Source organism: Fuchsiella alkaliacetigena (genome assembly GCF_023227765.1).
In the GTDB taxonomy this organism is placed as follows: domain Bacteria; phylum Bacillota; class Halanaerobiia; order Halobacteroidales; family Acetohalobiaceae; genus Fuchsiella; species Fuchsiella alkaliacetigena.
Genome location: NZ_JALKBZ010000003.1, coordinates 69,743 through 88,040, shown reverse-complemented (window position 1 = coordinate 88,040; position 18,298 = coordinate 69,743). Strand labels below are relative to the sequence as shown.

General features: G+C 35.9%; 12 protein-coding genes. 1 reads left to right on the top strand and 11 read right to left on the bottom strand.

Annotation, left to right across the window (positions count from 1 at the left end; all coding sequences use genetic code 11):
- Positions 1-40 precede the first annotated feature (40 nt).
- On the top strand, positions 41-961 hold the full coding sequence (locus MWH30_RS01635) for a VanW family protein (RefSeq protein ID WP_248662300.1): 921 nt from the start codon (positions 41-43) through the stop codon (positions 959-961).
- Here the strand turns inward: MWH30_RS01635 and MWH30_RS01630 are convergent.
- The 11 genes from MWH30_RS01630 to MWH30_RS01580 form a co-directional block, all read right to left on the bottom strand.
- The gene (locus tag MWH30_RS01630) at positions 954-2,018 is read right to left on the bottom strand and encodes a hypothetical protein (RefSeq protein WP_248662299.1); all 1,065 of its coding nucleotides are present in this window, start codon (positions 2,016-2,018) and stop codon (positions 954-956) included. The two genes, MWH30_RS01635 and MWH30_RS01630, sit on opposite strands and share 8 nt — an antisense overlap.
- A gap of 32 nt (positions 2,019-2,050) precedes the next feature.
- The gene (locus MWH30_RS01625) at positions 2,051-4,816 is read right to left on the bottom strand and encodes a UPF0182 family membrane protein (RefSeq protein WP_248662298.1); all 2,766 of its coding nucleotides are present in this window, start codon (positions 4,814-4,816) and stop codon (positions 2,051-2,053) included.
- A gap of 134 nt (positions 4,817-4,950) precedes the next feature.
- Positions 4,951-5,736: a methyltetrahydrofolate cobalamin methyltransferase gene (locus MWH30_RS01620; RefSeq protein ID WP_248662297.1), complete on the bottom strand. Its 786-nt coding sequence runs from the start codon at positions 5,734-5,736 to the stop codon at positions 4,951-4,953.
- 51 nt (positions 5,737-5,787) lie between these two features.
- Entirely contained in the window at positions 5,788-6,750 is a 963-nt protein-coding gene (locus MWH30_RS01615) for an acetyl-CoA decarbonylase/synthase complex subunit delta (RefSeq protein ID WP_248662296.1), read from the bottom strand.
- Positions 6,751-6,897: 147 nt separating this feature from the next.
- Positions 6,898-8,820 (bottom strand): ASKHA domain-containing protein, encoded by a 1,923-nt coding sequence (locus MWH30_RS01610; protein WP_248662295.1) that lies wholly within the window; start codon positions 8,818-8,820, stop codon positions 6,898-6,900.
- 34 nt (positions 8,821-8,854) lie between these two features.
- On the bottom strand, positions 8,855-10,198 hold the full coding sequence (gene acsC / locus MWH30_RS01605; RefSeq protein WP_248662294.1) for an acetyl-CoA decarbonylase/synthase complex subunit gamma: 1,344 nt from the start codon (positions 10,196-10,198) through the stop codon (positions 8,855-8,857).
- Between the two features lie 123 nt (positions 10,199-10,321).
- Positions 10,322-12,454, bottom strand: coding sequence for an acetyl-CoA decarbonylase/synthase complex subunit alpha/beta (gene acsB / locus MWH30_RS01600; RefSeq protein WP_248662293.1), 2,133 nt, complete (start codon positions 12,452-12,454; stop codon positions 10,322-10,324).
- Positions 12,455-12,553: 99 nt separating this feature from the next.
- Positions 12,554-14,479: an anaerobic carbon-monoxide dehydrogenase catalytic subunit gene (cooS, locus tag MWH30_RS01595; protein WP_248662292.1), complete on the bottom strand. Its 1,926-nt coding sequence runs from the start codon at positions 14,477-14,479 to the stop codon at positions 12,554-12,556.
- A 163-nt stretch (positions 14,480-14,642) separates the two neighbouring features.
- A complete protein-coding gene (locus MWH30_RS01590) occupies positions 14,643-15,422 on the bottom strand; it encodes an ATP-binding protein (protein ID WP_248662291.1) in 780 nt (259 codons plus the stop codon).
- Positions 15,423-15,770: 348 nt separating this feature from the next.
- A complete protein-coding gene (locus MWH30_RS01585; RefSeq protein ID WP_248662290.1) occupies positions 15,771-16,433 on the bottom strand; it encodes a vWA domain-containing protein in 663 nt (220 codons plus the stop codon).
- A 236-nt stretch (positions 16,434-16,669) separates the two neighbouring features.
- Positions 16,670-18,217, bottom strand: coding sequence for a sensor domain-containing diguanylate cyclase (locus MWH30_RS01580; protein WP_248662289.1), 1,548 nt, complete (start codon positions 18,215-18,217; stop codon positions 16,670-16,672).
- Positions 18,218-18,298: the final 81 nt, after the last annotated feature.

Sequence of the window (18,298 nt, the reverse complement as noted above, 5' to 3'; positions counted from 1 at the left end):
TTAACAGGTGGCGATAATAGAATTAAAAGAGGAGGATTATATGTCTGCCAAAATTTTAGATAAGATCATTAAAGTTACCTCAATCCTAATTATAATTCTAATAATTCTATTATTTGTAAATTATAGTAACCCTTCTTATTATAATGATGACTGTCAGCAAGAGATAGTGAGTCCAGATGTTAAATTAGAAGACCAAAAAATAGGACCCTTAAATTCAAATGAACTATCTGAATTTTTAGAAGAAATTAAAGCTGAAAAGTCCACTCCCCCTCAAAATGCCTATCTAGCACCTAATAGCAAAAAAATAATCCCTGAAAAAGAAGGTGAAAGTATAGATATTGAAGAAACAGCAACTAGACTATTAACAGCTACTAAAGGTAGCCAAGTTAAATTAAGCTCCCAAAAGCAAAAACCCCAAATAACTGCTGAATTCATCAATAGTAATCAAAAACAATGGATCAATATCCAAACTGAAGATAAAAATAAAAAAGAAAAACTAAAAGTAAGCTTTTTAAGCACTTATACTACTCCAATAAACAACGACCAAAAAGAACGAGTAAATAATATAGAAATTGCTTTAGATAAATTAAACGGCTCAATTATTAAATCTGGAAAAGAATTCTCCTGGAATAAACAACTTGGCAAGCCTATTCCTGAAAAAGGTTATCAAAAAGCACCAGTTTATATAGGTGGTGAGCTTCAACCAGATTACGGAGGTGGAATTTGCCAAGTTTCTTCCACTTTATATAACACCTTATTAATAAGCGAATTAAAGGTTACTGAAAGACATCCTCATTCTTTTAAAGTTAATTATGTGCCGCCTAATAGAGATGCAACTATAGTTTATGAGTTTAAAGATTTAAAATTCGTAAATAATAAAGAATTGCCAATACTAATCTTAGGGGAAATAATAGATCAAAACGTAGTTGTTTTTCTACTCCAAATCCATAAAATTAAATAAGAGTATTTAAAAGAAAAACTACTATCACTATTAATACTAATAGTACAGCTAATAAAAGCCAAGGTAAATCTAATTCAATTTTTAAATTCTCCTCTTCAGGCTCTTCTTCATTTTCTTCGACTTCTAAACTTTCAGCTAAAGCTAACTTTACTTCTCCTTCAGCTAGTACTTTACCAAAAATACTGGGCCCGAACTCAAGCATAACAGTATATCTCCCAGAGTCTTCATTAAAATAAATATCGTTAATAACTCCTCTAGCAACTTGATTTTCTTCAGTACAGATCAAATCGGCTAAATAACGACCAATCTCTCTTTTATCTACAATTCTAACTAATATCTCTTCTCCTATCTCTAAATTTTCCGTCTTGACTCCTTCAATTGCTGAAATAACTGGAGCACACTTGAGATAAATTGATAACTTATCTCTCTCTTCTTTTTCCTCAGCTACTTCTCCTTGTTCTTCCTCAGTTGCACCTTCTTCAATATCTTCAGTCTCAATTTGTAAATCTAAATGTGTTTTTTGCTTAGCCTGAGCTTTAGTGATTACTTCTGCATTTAACTCCACCTCAACTTGAGATTCAAAAACACTACCTAAGATCTGTCTTAATTGATTACTAACAAGCTCTAATTCATTCTCTTTAACATTAGCAAATAAATCAAAAATTTTAGCTGAATTTAATGTATTGTTAAAAGCTTTTTTGATTTCAAGGTTATAGCTACTATCTTGTTCTCTTCTAATCTGTTTTATAGTCTGCACAAAGGCTTCATTGCTAATATCTATATTAGTCTCTTGAACTTCTCGATTATAAGCAGTAGCAATATTTAGACTTAACAAATCTCCCTGCTTTCCATTAGCAATAATACTAATTAACCCGTAAACCTTACCTCCAGACTGTTTAATCTGAAACTTAATTTGTAAAACTAAAAAAACCATTTCCACATAATCTACCATTTCCAAAGCCTTTTCAATATCCCCTTCAGCTAAATCTAGGGCTAAACTAGCCTCCTCTTTATTCAAATTAGTAGCATTTTGAATAACTTTTAGCTTAGAATCCATATCAAATTCACCCTACCCTATTCATAATTTATTTATAAGTCTGATTTTTTCTCTAGCTCTTTAAGTATCCCTTCTAATTCATCTATTAACTCACCATACTTACCCCAGTCTCCTTCCTGCAAACTACTTTGTGCTTGACTATAAGTGCTTAAAGCATCCCCAACTAACTGCTGCATACTTCTAAGCTCTGTTTCTACTTCAGCCATCTCCGGACTATCAAAGTCCAATTCTTCTACAAGCTCTTCAGAATCCTCTAACAGCTGCTCTCCAAATATCTCTGCTAATGCTAAGTCCAAATTATTAGCCATTACTACTTGATCATCATAAGCTACAATTACTCTCCTTAACTCTGGAATTTGACTCTGTTCAGACTCTAAATAAACCGGCTCCACATATAGCACTGAATTTTCAATAGGGATTACTAATAAGTTCCCTCGAATTACTCTAGAACCTTGTTGATCCCACAGACTCAATCTTTCAGATATTTCCGAATCTTGATCTATTCTAGACTCTATCTGCATTGGACCGTAGGCTAAACGATCTTCAGGAAACTCATAAAGAACTAACTCACCGTAATTATCACCATCTGATCTAGCAGCTAACCAGGAAATCATATTATCTCTCCTATCAGGAGTATAGGGTAGCATTAGCACAAATTCTTCTCCTACCTCTTCTCCTGGTAGGTCCATAATTATATAATAAGGCTCCATCTGAATTGTATTTCCAGCAAATTTTTCATTTGGAACTGTCCATAAATCCTCCTGATTATAGAACTCAGCTGGATCTTCCATATGATAAGCTTGATATTTTTGAGACTGTATTTTAAATAAATCTTCAGGATATCTAATATGCTTTTGTAAATCAGCAGGCATCTCAGCAAAATCAGTAAATAACTCCGGGAAAATTCGACTATAAGTCTCAACTACTGGATCATCTTCATCAATAATATAAAAGTCCACCTCTCCCTCATAAGCATCAACTACCACCTTAACTGAATTACGAATATAATTAATAGACTGATTATAAGGTTCAGAATAAGGATATCTATCAGTAGTTGTATAAGCATCTTGAATCCAATATAGCTTACCATCTTCGCCTAAAACCAAATAAGGGTCTCCATCATAAGTCAAAAAGGGAGCTATTTTATTAACTCTTTCAGTAATATTACGACTAAACTGTAAACGGCTCTCATCATGCATATCATCATTGAGAATTAAATTAGCAGACCCAAACCGCAAAGCAAAAGCCGCTCTTCTCAGCATAGAACTTAACTGAACTCCCCCGCTTCCTTGATAGACATGATTAACTTCCCGCTCTCCACTAGGGTAATCAAACTCTTTTACATCAGTATTAACTATTACATAATCATCAGTTTCTTCTCCAAAATAAAGCCGGGGTTCTTCAACTTCCAGCTGAAACTCAGACCGAGGCGGTAAGTCCTTAATTAAAAATTCAGGCTGTCCATCACTAGTAACTAGATTAACATAACTCATTGCTAATCCAAAGCCGTGAGTATATTTAAGCTTCTCATTTACCCAAGTTTTAGCTCGCTCCGGCAAGTTTTGTTTATTCAACTCTCTAGCTCCTAACATCACCTGTCTATACTCTCCATTTATATCGTACCTATCTACATCAATATCATTAAAATTATAGTAATTCCGCATTCCTTGTAGCTGATGATAAGTTGATGCTAAAGGTCTAGGATCCCACAAGCGGATGTTACTCACTGTCCCTTGATTATTTTGTAAGTCCTCAGCAGTAAGTTCATTATCAAATGAAAACCTTCTTTCCTTAACATCGGCTAAATTATAAGCTTGCTGAGTAAGTTCAATATTATTTTCAATATAAGGCATTTCCGCTGCTAATTCATTAGGTTCTACTCTAAATCTCTGTATTACTGCCGGATAAATACCACCTAACACTATAGAAGCTACAATTAAAACTCCAACTCCTCCGGCCACTAGCTTAAAGTTTTCAGTAAAGAGATTAACCAGCATAAAAATACTAACCAATACAGCAAGCACCGTTAACACAGTTAAGGCTAATAACTGAGCATTAATATCAGTATAACCAGCCCCAAAAACTACTCCGCTGCTAGAGTATAATAAGTCATATCTAGCTAACCAATAACCACCTGCTTTGAGTAGCATAAATAAGCTAGCCAAAATAGTCAAGTGGTACTTTACCCGAGAACTTAAATTTATTTTTCTGTCGGCTAAATGATCAGAATTAATAAATAAATAAATTATAACTGCTAAAAAAGCATTAACTACCAAAGCTAACATTAAATATCTATAAATAAACTCATAAAAAGGCAGTTTGAAAATATAAAAGCTGAGATCATTGTTAAAAATCGGATCAGTAATCTCAAAAGTAGCAGCATTAAAATACTGCTGAATTAACTGCCAAAGATTAGAACTAAAAGAAGCAAATAATAAACCAATTAAAATACTAATCCCTAAAAAAATCCAAGTTAAATTCTTTTTATTAACTAAATCTAAAATAGACCTTTTTTCATCAACAAATAATTCCTCCGAATCAGTCATTACAAATTTATCTCTAGCTTTATAATCCAAAATTTCCTGTTTAGTAAATAATAAATTAACAAAAATTGAAAGTATCAACAATAAACTAAAGATAATTCTAGCCAAGTTCTGAGTAAGTAAAATAGTTGTAAAAACTGAAAGATAACCTATACTTTCAAACCACAACCAGTTAGTAAACAAATTATTACCTATTAAAAAAAATAAGATAAAAGCTAAACCAATTAAAGCTAATACCGTAGTTAATTTTTTCATTCTAATTCTCCCTTCTGTTTATTAGTTTCTATTATTAGACTACTTTTCCTGCCTAATTCACAAATATTTTAAATAAAGTAAAAAGGAGTAGAGAATTAATTCTCTACTCCTTGAAAAAGACTATTTTAATTTATTTACTTTCTATACTGCTCTAAGAAAGAGTCACAGTAAACATCGTTATTTAAGATAATCTCTGCTGTAGCAATAGTATCGATTAAGTCTTCATCATTAGCTTCTATGATACCTGCATCTAACCCAACAGCCATTGCCATAGCCATGAAAGTTCTGTTGATTAACTTCATGTTATTACAGTTCTGAGAAACGTTACTTAGTCCCAATACTGTCTTAGGTGCTGGATCTGCTAATTTCTTTACTTGTTGAATTGTAGCTAGTACTTCCGGAGCGTGTGGCTGAGCTACATTTACTGGCAGAATTAATGGATCAATAAATACATTTTCCATTGGAATACCATGAGCATCTGCATTAGCTATAATCTGCATTGATTTTTCAGTTCTTGTTGCAGCATCCTTAGGTACTCCAGACTTATCCATTGCTAAACCAATTATTTCAGCATCATACTCCTTAACTAAAGGCAGAATAGCATCTAACTTTTCCTGCTCAGCAGTAGTAGAGTTGATCATTGCTGTACCTTCGTGCACCTCTAAACCTGCTTCCATAGCTTCAACATCAGTTGTATCTAGACATACCGGTGCATCAACTTCGTCTTGAATTACCTCTACTAACCACTTCATTACCTCGGGAGAGTCCTCAACTGCTGGTCCTACGTTAGCATCCAGATAATGAGAACCTGCTTCCAACTGCTTTACGGCCCACTCTTGAATAGCTGTTGGATCTTGATTCTTAATTGCCTCAGCAATATCGTTAAACATTCCATTAATTCTTTCACCAATAATAATCATTTTTTATCTACCTCCTGATTTTTTTCTATGGATATAATTATCCAAAATTATTTACTCAACTAATTCTGCAGCAAATTTATTTACATTTTCAGCTGCCTTAGGATGACGCATTACTAAGATGTCTGCTCCTGACTGTAGTACTGTAGAAGCATTCATAGTCTCCCACATAATACCTCTTGTATCTTGCTCTCCCCAACCTGGGTTCTCTTCTTCAGGAGTATCAGGTTCTTTTACTCCCCAAGCTTCATCACCAATAAAGTTAATCATCGGCATGCATAACATTTTATCGTCTCTAATTGCTCCTAAGCGAGCTCGCTCCATTACCGAGTAAGAATACTCCATTCCGTAACCTAAGCTACTTACTAAAGGATCAATTACTATTTGATCGTTGTCTATTCCAAAGTCCGTAAGCTGAATGTTCAACTGCTTAGCTATGTTCACATCTACTGGAGATTGAGCTATTAAAGTATGACCGTGGATCATACAAGCTCCAGCAATTGTTTTATAGTTATCTTCTTCAGCAAAACCAATCAGTAAGTTCTCTCCCTCAGTCTCTTGAGCTACTTCTTTTAATACTTCATTATCCTTTTCTGCGTCTCCACAGCCTATTACAATTAAAGGTACTCCTACTGCATCTAGCACCTCTTTAACTGTTTCCGCTATTTCAGCTGGAGAACGGTCTTGACGAACTGGATTAGCACTAGTCAATCTAATAGCAAGCAATTCAGCTCCAAACTCATCTACAGCTTTCTTAGCCCACTCTGCTGGATCAGAATAAACATCTCCCCAAACATCAACTAAAGGCTGAGGCCAATCCTGTGGCTCTTCATCTAATATTTCTATTGCTACTACTGCTTTATTAGGATTTTCTCCTTCAAAGCTCAAACAAGGTAGAGTAGTTGAACCTCCCACTGTTACTGTTGACGTTCTAGTTCCTCCATCTTCTTCAGTTGCTCCAATAGTGACCTCATTTACCTGGCCACCCCATTTTTCCTTTGGTATTTCTACTGCCATTTTAGTCTCCCCTTTCTCATAATTTTTATAATTTTATTATTATTTGTTATATAACTAAACATATAAGAATTTAATCAAGTCTTTATCTAACTCAGCTATTGCTAAGTGAGATAAAAAACTTTATATTTATTTCCTCAAAGCTCTTAACTACCCAGTTACCGAAGGAAATAAGCTTAAGTCAGTGTGCGGAATAAACTGTGCTGCTACAAACTCATCCATAAAGTCTTGGCTCTGACTTTCGGCACTTAACTCTAGATAAGTCATTTTATTAGCTATCTCCTGCACTTCCTCAAACTTCTCTTCCGATAACAGGCTCATTCTAGCTCCCTTTAAGGAAGTATTTCCTACAAATGTGAATCTATCTAAAGGTAAGTCCGGAAGTAACCCTATCTTCAAGGCATCCTCTAAGTTAATGTAATGCCCAAAACCACCGGCTATGAATACCTGTTCGATAAACTCTTCTTGTAGAGACATATTCTGTAACATCATTCTAATTCCAGCGTAAATAGCTCCTTTAGATCTTAATAGGTTTTTGATATCGTTTTCGCTGATTACTATGTCTTCATCTATTCCTGCTTCCTCAGCCCAGACTAGTACAAACTCTTTATCATAGTCGGTCTCTCGTAAGCGGTCAGTATCTAGATCCATATCAAACTGACCAGAACGACCAATAATGCCTGTTTCCTCTAAAATAGCTAAGAGATTTATTAGTCCTGAGCCACAGATGCCTATTGGCGGAGCATCGTTTACTGTGCTGTACTTCACCTGATAGCTTTCTGCATCTATTTCAAAGAACTCTATAGCTCCAGCCATTGCTCTCATACCATGAGTGATTCCTCCACCCTCAAAGGCGGGCCCGGCTGAACAAGAACAGGTCATCAACCAGTCTTGATTACCTAATACTAACTCTCCGTTAGTACCGATATCTATAAATAGAGTTATCTTTTCCTGCTCACTAATATTAGTGGCTAAGGTTCCGGAAGTAATATCTCCACCTACAAAGCTACTTACTCCTGGTAAACAGTGCAACCATCCGTTGTCTTTTATATTAATACCTAACTCTTGTGCTCTTAAAGGAGGTACAAAGTTAACCGTCGGAATATAAGGATCTATACGAATATTATTAGGATCAATCCCCAAAAATAGGTGGACCATAGTAGTATTTCCTGCAAATACTGCTGTTTTGATATCATCTTGAGCTATTCCTGCACTTTCAACTGCCTGATCTATTAGTTCATTGATAGTTTTAATTATTGCTTGATGCAACCTATCTAAACCACCATCTTTTTCTTTGGCAAAATTAATCCTACCGATGATATCATCGCCAAAATTGGCCTGTCGATTATAGGCACCCTCTGTAGCCACAACTTTCCCCTGTTCTAAATCAACTAGCTCTAAGACCACAGTAGTTGTACCAATATCTACTGCTATACCATAATCAGCTTGCTGATCATCTATCGGGTTTAATTCAACTATTTCTCCATAATCTTCAGTCACTCTAGTCACTGAAACTTGAGTCTGCCAATCGTTTTCTCTTAAATGACCAGCTAGGTCTTTTAAAACTGGCAGCGGAGTTCTTAAAGCTGGTAAGCTGCCTCGATTACGATTTAGCTCTGTATATAAGCGTTCCAAATCACCAGCATTACTAACTAAAGATGGTTCCTCTAACTCCAGACTCATTCTAGTATAGATAGGGCTTATTTCAAACTTCCCTTGCAGCTCTAACTCTTCTTCAGTTAAGAGCTTATCTTCTTCTTCAGCTTTTTCATCTATAAATACTTGGTGTTTACTCAAGCGCGACTCTGGTGGGATCTCAATAGTTACATCTGTTGCCACTTCTGTTTTACAAGCTAATACATAGCCTTGATTTAACTTATCAGGGGAAAGATTCCCCTGATCAAGTATCTCAACTTCTCCCTCATTGACTATTACTTGGCACTTTCCACAACTTCCTGCTCCACCACAGACCGCCTTAAGTTCTATTCCTGCATCGGCTGCTAACTCCATTAAGTTAGTACCGCTTTTGCATTCTACTTCTACCTCTTTAGGTAAAAACCTAACTTGTGGCATTTATAATCCTCCTTAAGGCAGACTACATTCTTTCTTAACTATTTAGTTCCTCTTCCCATCTTTGAGAAATAAAGGCTGCAATTCCAGATGCTTCTCTAGGTCCTACTAATACATCCCAGCCTGATTCTTCTTCTAACTTACCGCTAAGTACAGCTACATGACCTGGAATAATTACCTTTCTATGGCTTACTTTATCTTCAATATCAGTTTCCTCTACCATAACTTCAGCTATCTTAGCTCCACCAAACTTATCAGCTGAGAATGCTGTTAATACTGAAGTTCCATCAGTATCTACTGGAATAATATAGCCATCCTCTGGTACCTCTCCCTCTACACTATAATAACTTAAAGAGAAGTTAGTAGTAATGAATACCGGAGAGTTCTCATCAGGTTCTCCAATTTCATATACCTTATTAGGTTCTACTGTTACTGGTACTCTTGGATCAGTATAGATATTTTGTCTAACAGTTAATAATGGCATCATTTCAGCTAATTCAAGCACATTGCTAAGAACTACAATACCAGCATACTTAGCTATATAGTTACTAGCCTGCATAGCTTCTTCTTGTGAATCTTCTTTAGTAGTAAAGGTAATAGTAGGGAAGCCTACCGGTCTAAACTTCTTCTTTAGAGCAAGTCTTCTGATCATTGTTTGTTGAGCTACTACCTCTGCTGTTTCTCTAGCTCCACCATCTATTACTAGATTTTCATAACCTTCACCAGTAATTTGTTCAGTTAACTCAGCTAGATTGTCCAAGTCTTCTCCCTTTACTCCTAATGGACAGTCATTTTCTTCAGCTAGAGCTAATAAATCTTCCCAGTTATCTGAAGTAGCACCATAAACTAATGGGTTTTCATCGGCAGCTATATCAAGAGCAGCTTCCATTGCTGCTGCATCTTCAGATACTAAAATTAAAGTTCTTTCGCTATTATTAGCTACTGTTTCTACTGCTTCAGCAAAAGCATCAGCATCTCCAGAATCATTAACAACAGCTACCATATCTACTTCTATTTCTTGACCTACTCTTTCAAAGCTAAGCGCATTAATTTTCTCTATCTTAGCCTCTACATCCTCTTCATCACTAACCGTCAAAGCAATTCCTGGTTCATTAAAGAATGTTTTATCATGCCTAAATAGCTCTGTCTCTCCACCTATCTCTCTTTCAAACTCTCCACTTCCTATAGTAATTGTAGCAATCGGCGGCTTAGAAGCAGCTGCTAAAGCCTCCTTAGCTTCATCTGATACATCTGGGCACTCAGATAGTTCTGCTTTCCCCTCTGCTAACTGCATTGCAAAGGCCAAACAAGTGGGTGGCCCACACTCTCCACAGTTTGTTTGTGGTAACTTCTTATAAATTTCTAATCCTGTTAGTCCCATAATTCCAATTCCCCTTTCATATTGTTTTATCTAATTTATTTTTATTGAGATTGGACATAACCGTAGTTATGCCCAATCTCTTATTTAGTAATTAATTAACCTAATAGCTAATTAATACTTTATTTACATTAATGGATCCATGTCTAGAGCAGGATGTCCTTTTTCTTCTAGGAAAGGCATAATTTCTTCAGTAGTTTCTCCTACTGTTTCATCAGCAATCTTATCCACGAAGTTTTCTCCTAAACCTAGTTCTTCTGCTCGACTGTTTAGTTCATCTTCCATAGACTCTTTAAGCTCTTTTGGCATCCAAATTAATCTACCTAGACCGCCATCAGCTCTAATGAACTTGTCACTAGTAATATAAGTCTTACCAATTCCCATAAATCCAGGCGTTTGGTTTCCTCCACCTACTGTACCAGCTAGAGTAGAGAAGGTCATACCTACTGGCGTACCGCCATCAAACTCACGGTTTACAATCATTATTCCATTTAACTCCGGTACCATTGCCATAATAGCCTCAAAGCAACCACAAGAAGTCATCGGCGCTTCTAGCATAGAGTAGATATTTACCTCTTCGATCTTACCAGCAGACTCTTTGCGCTGACGATCATTAACTGCTTCCCACTGTCCTTTGTGCTCGTCAATTGGATCATCTAATTCGATCGGCTGGTTAGCTCCAGCAGGGTCGATCTCATAAGCTGCCTTAGCATCTAACCAACTTACTGCTCCACATAATCCTACTCGATCTGGAGTTACGATACAGACGTGATCCGGAGCAAAGGACTGACATAGTAGGCAGTCATAGAAAGTATCTACTGATTCATCAGTTAGATCCTTCAATCTATCGTCACGCTTCTGATATCTTGGTCTAGCTACTTCTTCTAACATCTCATTTACTTTATCTTCATCTGTATATAGCGTTACCTGTAGTCTATCTATAATTGATGGATACTCTGACTTAAGCTTAGCATAGATAATTTCACCGATTCCACCAATAGTAAAGCCTTCGGCTTCGGCTTCCTTACTGATTCTAATCCAGTTAATGTCACGCTGACCCATGTGCCATAAACCTTCACCATAGTTACAGTAATCGTGAACTCTTCTTTCGAATACAGGTTCGAAGTCTTCCTCCATATCTCTACCATAAATCTCAATCATAATACCTAATGGTAGCTGACCGCCTTCTTCTACCTCATCTATATCGGGGCCAACTAATTCTACCTTACCATCTTCCACATCTTCCTTATCTGCTTTCTTTACTAGCTCAAAAGCAGGAGTTCTTTGACCTCCAAACTCTACGTACATATCACCACTTCTGATCTGCTCTCCTTCAAAAGCAGGTCCTACTGTGATCGGTACTGGGATATCTACTATCTCAATGTGGATATCTCGTAGCTCAATTCCTAACTGTACTGCTTCTTCGTAGTCAGTCTCTACAACATACCAATCTTCAATCTCTTCTACATCCTCCTGATCGGTAATGATTGGTAGTCCTAGATGGTTAGCTACAAAGTGAGCTGCAATTCTAACCTCATCCGGCTCGCCTAAAGCCAAGATAAAGGCCTTAATTCGATCTCTGATATAAGTTAGTACAGCTTCAGCATCTCCACGTTCTTCACCACCAAAAGCAAAGGCTGCTCTAACAGCAAAGTTAACTACGTGGATAATCTGAGTAAAGTGACCTAGAGGTACTGTCAAGTAGTCTAGACCAATCTTGATATCTTCTTCAATTAGCTGCTCAATAACTTGATCGTTCAGAATAGTTAGAATACCTTTACCCTGTAGATCAGTTACTAGTTCTGCAGCCTCTTCACTTGTGCGAGCCTTACCCATAATAATAGCAATTCCCGGAATAGTACCATCAACTAGCGGTACTCCTAGCTCTCTTAGTACAACATCGCTGATAAAGCCTGTATAAACTTCATCTTCATAAGGATCTTCACCATCGACATACTTTAGAGCTTCAATTATTTCAGCTGCTACTGCTGTTAACTCACCAGCTTGTTTAGCATTCTCGAAAGTATAGTCATGAGTTATATACTTTTTATACTTGTTTAGAATTGCAGGTAATTCCCCAATTTTACTTACCTTTGTTCCTTCTAAACCCGAGATAACTGGTAGCTCATATCCAGTATCTGGATATGCTATCTCTTTGTCCGGACCATAGTCCTTAATTGCTCTTTCAAGTCTTGTCTCAGCAAAATTAGCAGCAACAATAGTTCCTTCCATAGCCGCTTTACATACATCTATAGACATTTTATCTCCTCCTCGTCCTAGGTAATAATATTTTTTTACTTGCAAATTTCTGATTTGCTTCGATCAACAAATACTATCTTATTGGAAACTCAAATCAACCTACGCCTCTTGAGCTTTAGCCTTCATTTCCATCAACCAGCTTCTTTCATCAAGTTCAGCTATTATCTTCTCAGCAGCTGCTTCAGGATCGGTCTCTACAATAAAGTAGCCACCAAATACATCTTTAGCAACTTTAGTAGCAACCTCTGTTACTAGCGTACTTCCTGTTACTGGTGGTACTACTCCTACGTGAGTAGGTAGTCCTAATGTTACGGCCCAAGTACCGATAGATACAGCTTTTTCGTGCATTGCCTCTGGAGCACTAGCTACTACTGGTAGATCTCCAATATCTACACCTAAATAGTCAGCTATAGCAGTAACTAACTCAATAGCTCTAGAGTTATCTACACAAGATCCCATATGGAATACTGCTGGTAAGTCTAAGCCAGTTGCTTCCTTTGCTGCTTTAAAGAATCTCTTCAAGCCTTCACCAGCATACTCTTCTATTGCTTCTGGAGTCAAGAATCCGTGCTTACCAAAAGCATTAGCTACACAACCAGTTGCAGTACATAATACGTCATTAGCTAACATTTCTTTAACTATAGCTATATGACTCTCATCCTGAGCAACTTTAACGTTATTACAACCAGCAAAGTGAACAATACCTCTAATATCTCCTTCAGCAAGCGCATCAGTAATTACACTCAATGGCTCTTCTTCATTAATTTGGCTTAAAGCATCCACCATAGCTTCTACACTAAAGCCAGCCATTATCTCACTCTTATGCTCAGGGATATTAACTTCTCCACTTCGATTCTTATAAGCTTCAATTGCAGTTCTAACAATTTGGTCAGCATCTTGGTTAGCTGTAGCATCATTAAATGGAATATGTCTAACTCCAGGAATCTTAACAATTGGCATAGTTGTAATTAACTCAGTATGATAACAACCAGTAATCTCTCTAAGCGCTGGCATGATACACTGAATATCAACTACCATTGCGTCTGCTACTCCAGTCATAATTGCTAATTCCTGAGCTACAAAGTTAGTAGCCAAAGGAACTCCTTGACGCATCAATAGCTCATTACCTGTACAGCAAATACCAGAAAGCTGAATTCCATTCTCTGCTCCAGCTGCTACCGCTTCATCTTCTAGCCTCTTCGCTGCCTCTACTATCTTTTCACTCAATACTGGCTCGTGACCGTGTACTATAATATTAACTGCATCTTCATCCAATACTCCAAGGTTAGCTTCAGATTCAATTACTTCTGGAGTTCCAAAGAGAATATCAGATAAATCAGTTCCCAAAGTACATCCTAAAAAGTCAGCTAATGAAGTCTCTAAAGCACCAAAAATCAAGTTCAATGGATCAGAATCCATCCCCATTGCTGATCTATGCATAGCATCTCCTATAGCATCATTAATACCTGTTGAAATTATATCGCAATCTTGCAATAACTTATATCTGCTTTCTGGCACCATTGTCTTCAACCAGCTCATCTCTTCACCGTGGAAACCAATAAAGTTACTAATAGCTTCTTCAGCTACTTCCTTTGTTAGTTCACCTACATCTTTTCCATCAGTATCAATACCTATCTTATTAGCTATTCTCTCTAATTTCTCTTCATCTTTTACTTCATAGTCGTCTACGTGACCATCTGCCACCTCTCTTAATAATTCAGCTACGTGTCTAGCGTGACCAGAGTGACAAGCAGTACCTGCAGCAACACTTCTTATCAAGTTACGACCAACAATTGTATAGTCCCTAGCTCCACAGATCGCCTCTTGATTCCCTTTGTCATTATCATGAGGGTTTACTCTACAGGGCCCTTGTAAGCACATAGTACAACAAACTCCTGTGCTCCCAAAACCACACTGCGGCTTCATATCTTCGTACCTATCCCAACACGTTGCATGCCCTTTATCTTCGGCTAATTGTAATAGTTCTTGACTTGCCTCATCAAAACTCTTGTTTTCAAAACTCATATTTTCCTAACCTCCTCATTCTTCTTTTGAATTTTAAAGCATTTATAATTCTGAAATACCTACCTCAGAAAATGAATCATAGTCGTCAATAACAACTATGGTCTTACTAGGTTCCTAAATACTTTAAAGCCTACTTCTAAACTACACCTTCAGTTTGCTCTAATTAACTTCCCTCTACATCACCTACCTTCATTAAAAGGTTATTATATATATCTTTTATGCTCGCTTCTAAGCTGCTCAAAACCTTATTCTGCCTATCTTGCGACATAGAAGAGCTAACTACCTCTTGACTAAATGGTATAAAGCCTAGAATATCTTGAGCATAAAAGTTTTCCTTAATCATACTTTCAGCCTCTTCATTATAAACCTTATTAGCAATAATCTTTACTGCCGGTATTTCTAAATCGGCTGCCATTTCTTGAACCTTCTTAGCAGTTTCAATACTCACCTGACTAGGCTCAATCACAATAATTAAAACGTCTACATCCTGAGCCGTACCCCTACTTAAATGCTCAATACCGGCCCCCATATCTAAAATTACAATTTCCTCTTTGTCAACCAAAAGAGATTCTATCAAAGAACGTAAAAAGCTGTTTTCCTTACAGTAACACTCAGAACCACCCTGCTTGGCTTCACCCATCCGCAGAAACTTTATATTATCTAAACTATAAGCATAATCATCTAATACATCTTCCACCTTCGGATTTAAGCTGATAAAAGCTCCTCCGCCAGCATTTTTATCTTCAATTACATCCTCTAGCTCCACCAAAGGCTTCAGTTTTGCAGCCTCGTCCGATGGAATCCCTAAAGTAGTAGCTAAATTAGCATCTGGATCAGCATCTACAGCAAATACTTGATAATTATTTTGATTAAAAATTCTGCTTAAGTTAGCGGCAATAGTTGTTTTACCTACACCGCCTTTTCCTGAAATCGCTATTTTCATTTATTCCAGCTCCTCTTTATCTTGAATCCTAACTATTACTTAATTTATCTTCTAAATTTTTGCATAAGAAAAGACAGTCTATTTTATTTTAAATTCAAAACTATATTCGTTAAGTTGATTAAAATTTCAATTTTTTAAATTGTCAAAATACAATCTCCAGTTATAGTATTTCTGTTTAACTATAATAATTCCTTCAAAAATTTAAACTTTATTTTTAAAATTTAAAATTAGCCTTAATAAACATCAAAATACAATCTCCAGTTATAGTATTTCTGTTTTATTGCAGTAATTCCTTCAAAAAGATAAGTTTTTTTTTTCACTTTAAGTTATAGTATCCCAATTTCCCAATCACCTCTCCAGAAGAGTCATCACCGGAATCACTCTATCTTTATCAGAGTAACTAAAGTACTCTCCACCACCTAACTCAGCAGTAAGTTTTAGCTCCTTACTTAACTCCTCTTCCGGTTCACCTAACTGTAATACATATGTGCGGATATTATGCTTACGCAGTCTATTAGCCGCTCTACTAGGCAAATCATTAAGCTGATCACCACTCTCCCGGTCGGTAATCAATAACACATAGTCCTCTCCTTCACGACTAATCAAATCAATACCTGTTTGAACTAAAGATTGAGCAATTGAAGAGTATTCAGTTCGGCTTAACTTATCTACTTGATCTATACTAGTTAATGAAGAGCCATTATTCATATTCAACACAAAGACCTGTTCTCCCTGCAAGCCTTGCTGATTAATCGGTCTTAAGCTAAGGTTAACACTTTCTGGAACAACATCTACTATATTATTTAAAATTTCTTGATTGCTTTTATCATTTTGCTCTTGGAAGTCTGCTGATACATCCCAAACTATCCCTAAATTATTAATTTCTTCACTTAATTGAATTTCTTCTTCCTGCTCAGTTATATGCTTTTCTGGTAAACCTGTAATTTCCGTAATAGCTATTAATAAAAAAACCACAATTATCAATAAAGTAATATTATGCTTAACTCTCATCTCCACCCTCCTTAAAGCTTATAAAAGCAGTCCCACAGTAATTTTATTCAGCAGAAATGAGATTATTCTTTAACTACAGATTAAACAATTATTAGCTTCTTAAATCTAAAATTTAAAACCCTCTAAAAATAATGTGCAAAAGTTCACAATCTATTTATAATGGTAACAAATAAGCATACAAAAGTCAAGAGTTATCTAAATAAAATATAATTCCCCTCCGAAGCTTATTAAATCAATTATTCAATAACACAAGTTCTATCCTTGCCTTCTTCCTTGGCCTTATATAGGGCCCGATCAGCTCTATTAATCAGTTCTTCTTGAGTTAAATCTTCTTCATGTGTTGCTGCTCCTACACTAATAGTAATCTGTAATTTTGCATCTTCCTTTTGAATAACCATTTCCCGAACAGACTTATTTATTCTCTCACCAAGCTTTTTAGCACCTGCTAATCCTGTTTCCGGTAGGATAATAGCAAACTCCTCTCCTCCATATCTAGCTACAATATCGATCCCCCTAGTAATCGATTTTAAATTATTAGCTAACTTTTTTAAAGCTTGATCCCCTAACTGATGACCGTAATTATCATTAAAGTTTTTAAAGTTATCTATATCTAATAAAAGTAAGGATAATTGCTGTTCATAGCGAATAGCTCTCTCGATTTCATCACTTAAAGCTTCTTGAAAATAACTATGATTATACAGCTGAGTTAATCCATCTCTAATAGCCATTTCCTCCATCTGATTATACATTCTAGCATTCTCTATAGCAATAGCAACTTGATTAGATAAAGTTATTAAAAAACGCTTATCCTCATCATTAAAACTATTAACCATGAAAGTATTAATAGCAGTAACAATCCCGATAACATCTTCTCTCACCTTAAGCGGCAAAGATATAATCGACTTCATATCTCTAAAACCTAACTTTTCTTTTAGTTCCGGCTCAATCTGATTGTATATAGTAGCTTCTTTACTCTTAACTATCTCAGTAAAAATGTTATTTTGGGCTTTTATATCTATATTACTAACTAACTCTTTAAATTTATCCGGTAGTCCACAGCTAGCCTTTAGCTTCAAATTCTGATCTTTCTTATCAACTAACATTACTGCGCAAGCCGAAACCCCCATAGTACCTATAATTACATCCACAGTTAATTCTAAAACCTGCTCTAGATCCAAAGTAGAATTAATTATCTTGCTTATCCTTTGTAAAGTAGATAGTTCAGCTACATTCCTTTGCATTTTTTCAAAAAGCTGATTATTTTTAATCAAAATAGAGCCTTGAATAGCAATAGGCTTAATTAATTGAAGCTCTACTTGCTTAAACTCTTTCCTCTTAGCTAAGAAAAGAAGACCATAAATTTCATCACCTTTAGTTAAGGGAGCAGCCAAAAGTTCATTATAACCGCTTTGTTGAACAAAAGGTAGCTCCGATTTCAATTTAGCTTCCTTAACTAGTACTGCTTGAAGTTCCTCAAACACAGACTCCAAAACTGTATCTTTAATATCATACCGATCAGGAACTAATTTTTTATTTAAGTTCTTTGCTACCCTAACAAAAAGTTTATTTTGATTGCTTTTTCTTACTGCACTTTTCTTCAGTTCATTCTCTTCTATAGTCATAATACCACCAGCATCAGCAAGTAATAGTTCACAACCTATATCTACTATAGACTCTAAAGTCTGATAAAGGTTAGTTACAGAATAAACTTCTTTAATCATTTTATAAAGAGTATTCAGTTTTTCAATTATTTCATTATCCTTTGCTTCCTTTTCTAAATCCATTTTATTCAACCTCTTTAAGATTAATATAATAATAAGCTCAAAAAATAAGTAACTAATAGAAGTACTAAATTCCTTCTTAAA

Bases quoted from the DNA above. Each gene is read 5' to 3' on its own strand.
- MWH30_RS01635 (WP_248662300.1), top strand. From the start codon at position 41: ATGTCTGCCAAAATTTTAGATAAGATCATTAAAGTTACCTCAATCCTA.
- MWH30_RS01630 (WP_248662299.1), bottom strand. From the start codon at position 2,018: ATGGATTCTAAGCTAAAAGTTATTCAAAATGCTACTAATTTGAATAAA.
- MWH30_RS01625 (WP_248662298.1), bottom strand. From the start codon at position 4,816: ATGAAAAAATTAACTACGGTATTAGCTTTAATTGGTTTAGCTTTTATC.
- MWH30_RS01620 (WP_248662297.1), bottom strand. From the start codon at position 5,736: ATGATTATTATTGGTGAAAGAATTAATGGAATGTTTAACGATATTGCT.
- MWH30_RS01615 (WP_248662296.1), bottom strand. From the start codon at position 6,750: ATGGCAGTAGAAATACCAAAGGAAAAATGGGGTGGCCAGGTAAATGAG.
- MWH30_RS01610 (WP_248662295.1), bottom strand. From the start codon at position 8,820: ATGCCACAAGTTAGGTTTTTACCTAAAGAGGTAGAAGTAGAATGCAAA.
- acsC (WP_248662294.1), bottom strand. From the start codon at position 10,198: ATGGGACTAACAGGATTAGAAATTTATAAGAAGTTACCACAAACAAAC.
- acsB (WP_248662293.1), bottom strand. From the start codon at position 12,454: ATGTCTATAGATGTATGTAAAGCGGCTATGGAAGGAACTATTGTTGCT.
- cooS (WP_248662292.1), bottom strand. From the start codon at position 14,479: ATGAGTTTTGAAAACAAGAGTTTTGATGAGGCAAGTCAAGAACTATTA.
- MWH30_RS01590 (WP_248662291.1), bottom strand. From the start codon at position 15,422: ATGAAAATAGCGATTTCAGGAAAAGGCGGTGTAGGTAAAACAACTATT.
- MWH30_RS01585 (WP_248662290.1), bottom strand. From the start codon at position 16,433: ATGAGAGTTAAGCATAATATTACTTTATTGATAATTGTGGTTTTTTTA.
- MWH30_RS01580 (WP_248662289.1), bottom strand. From the start codon at position 18,217: ATGGATTTAGAAAAGGAAGCAAAGGATAATGAAATAATTGAAAAACTG.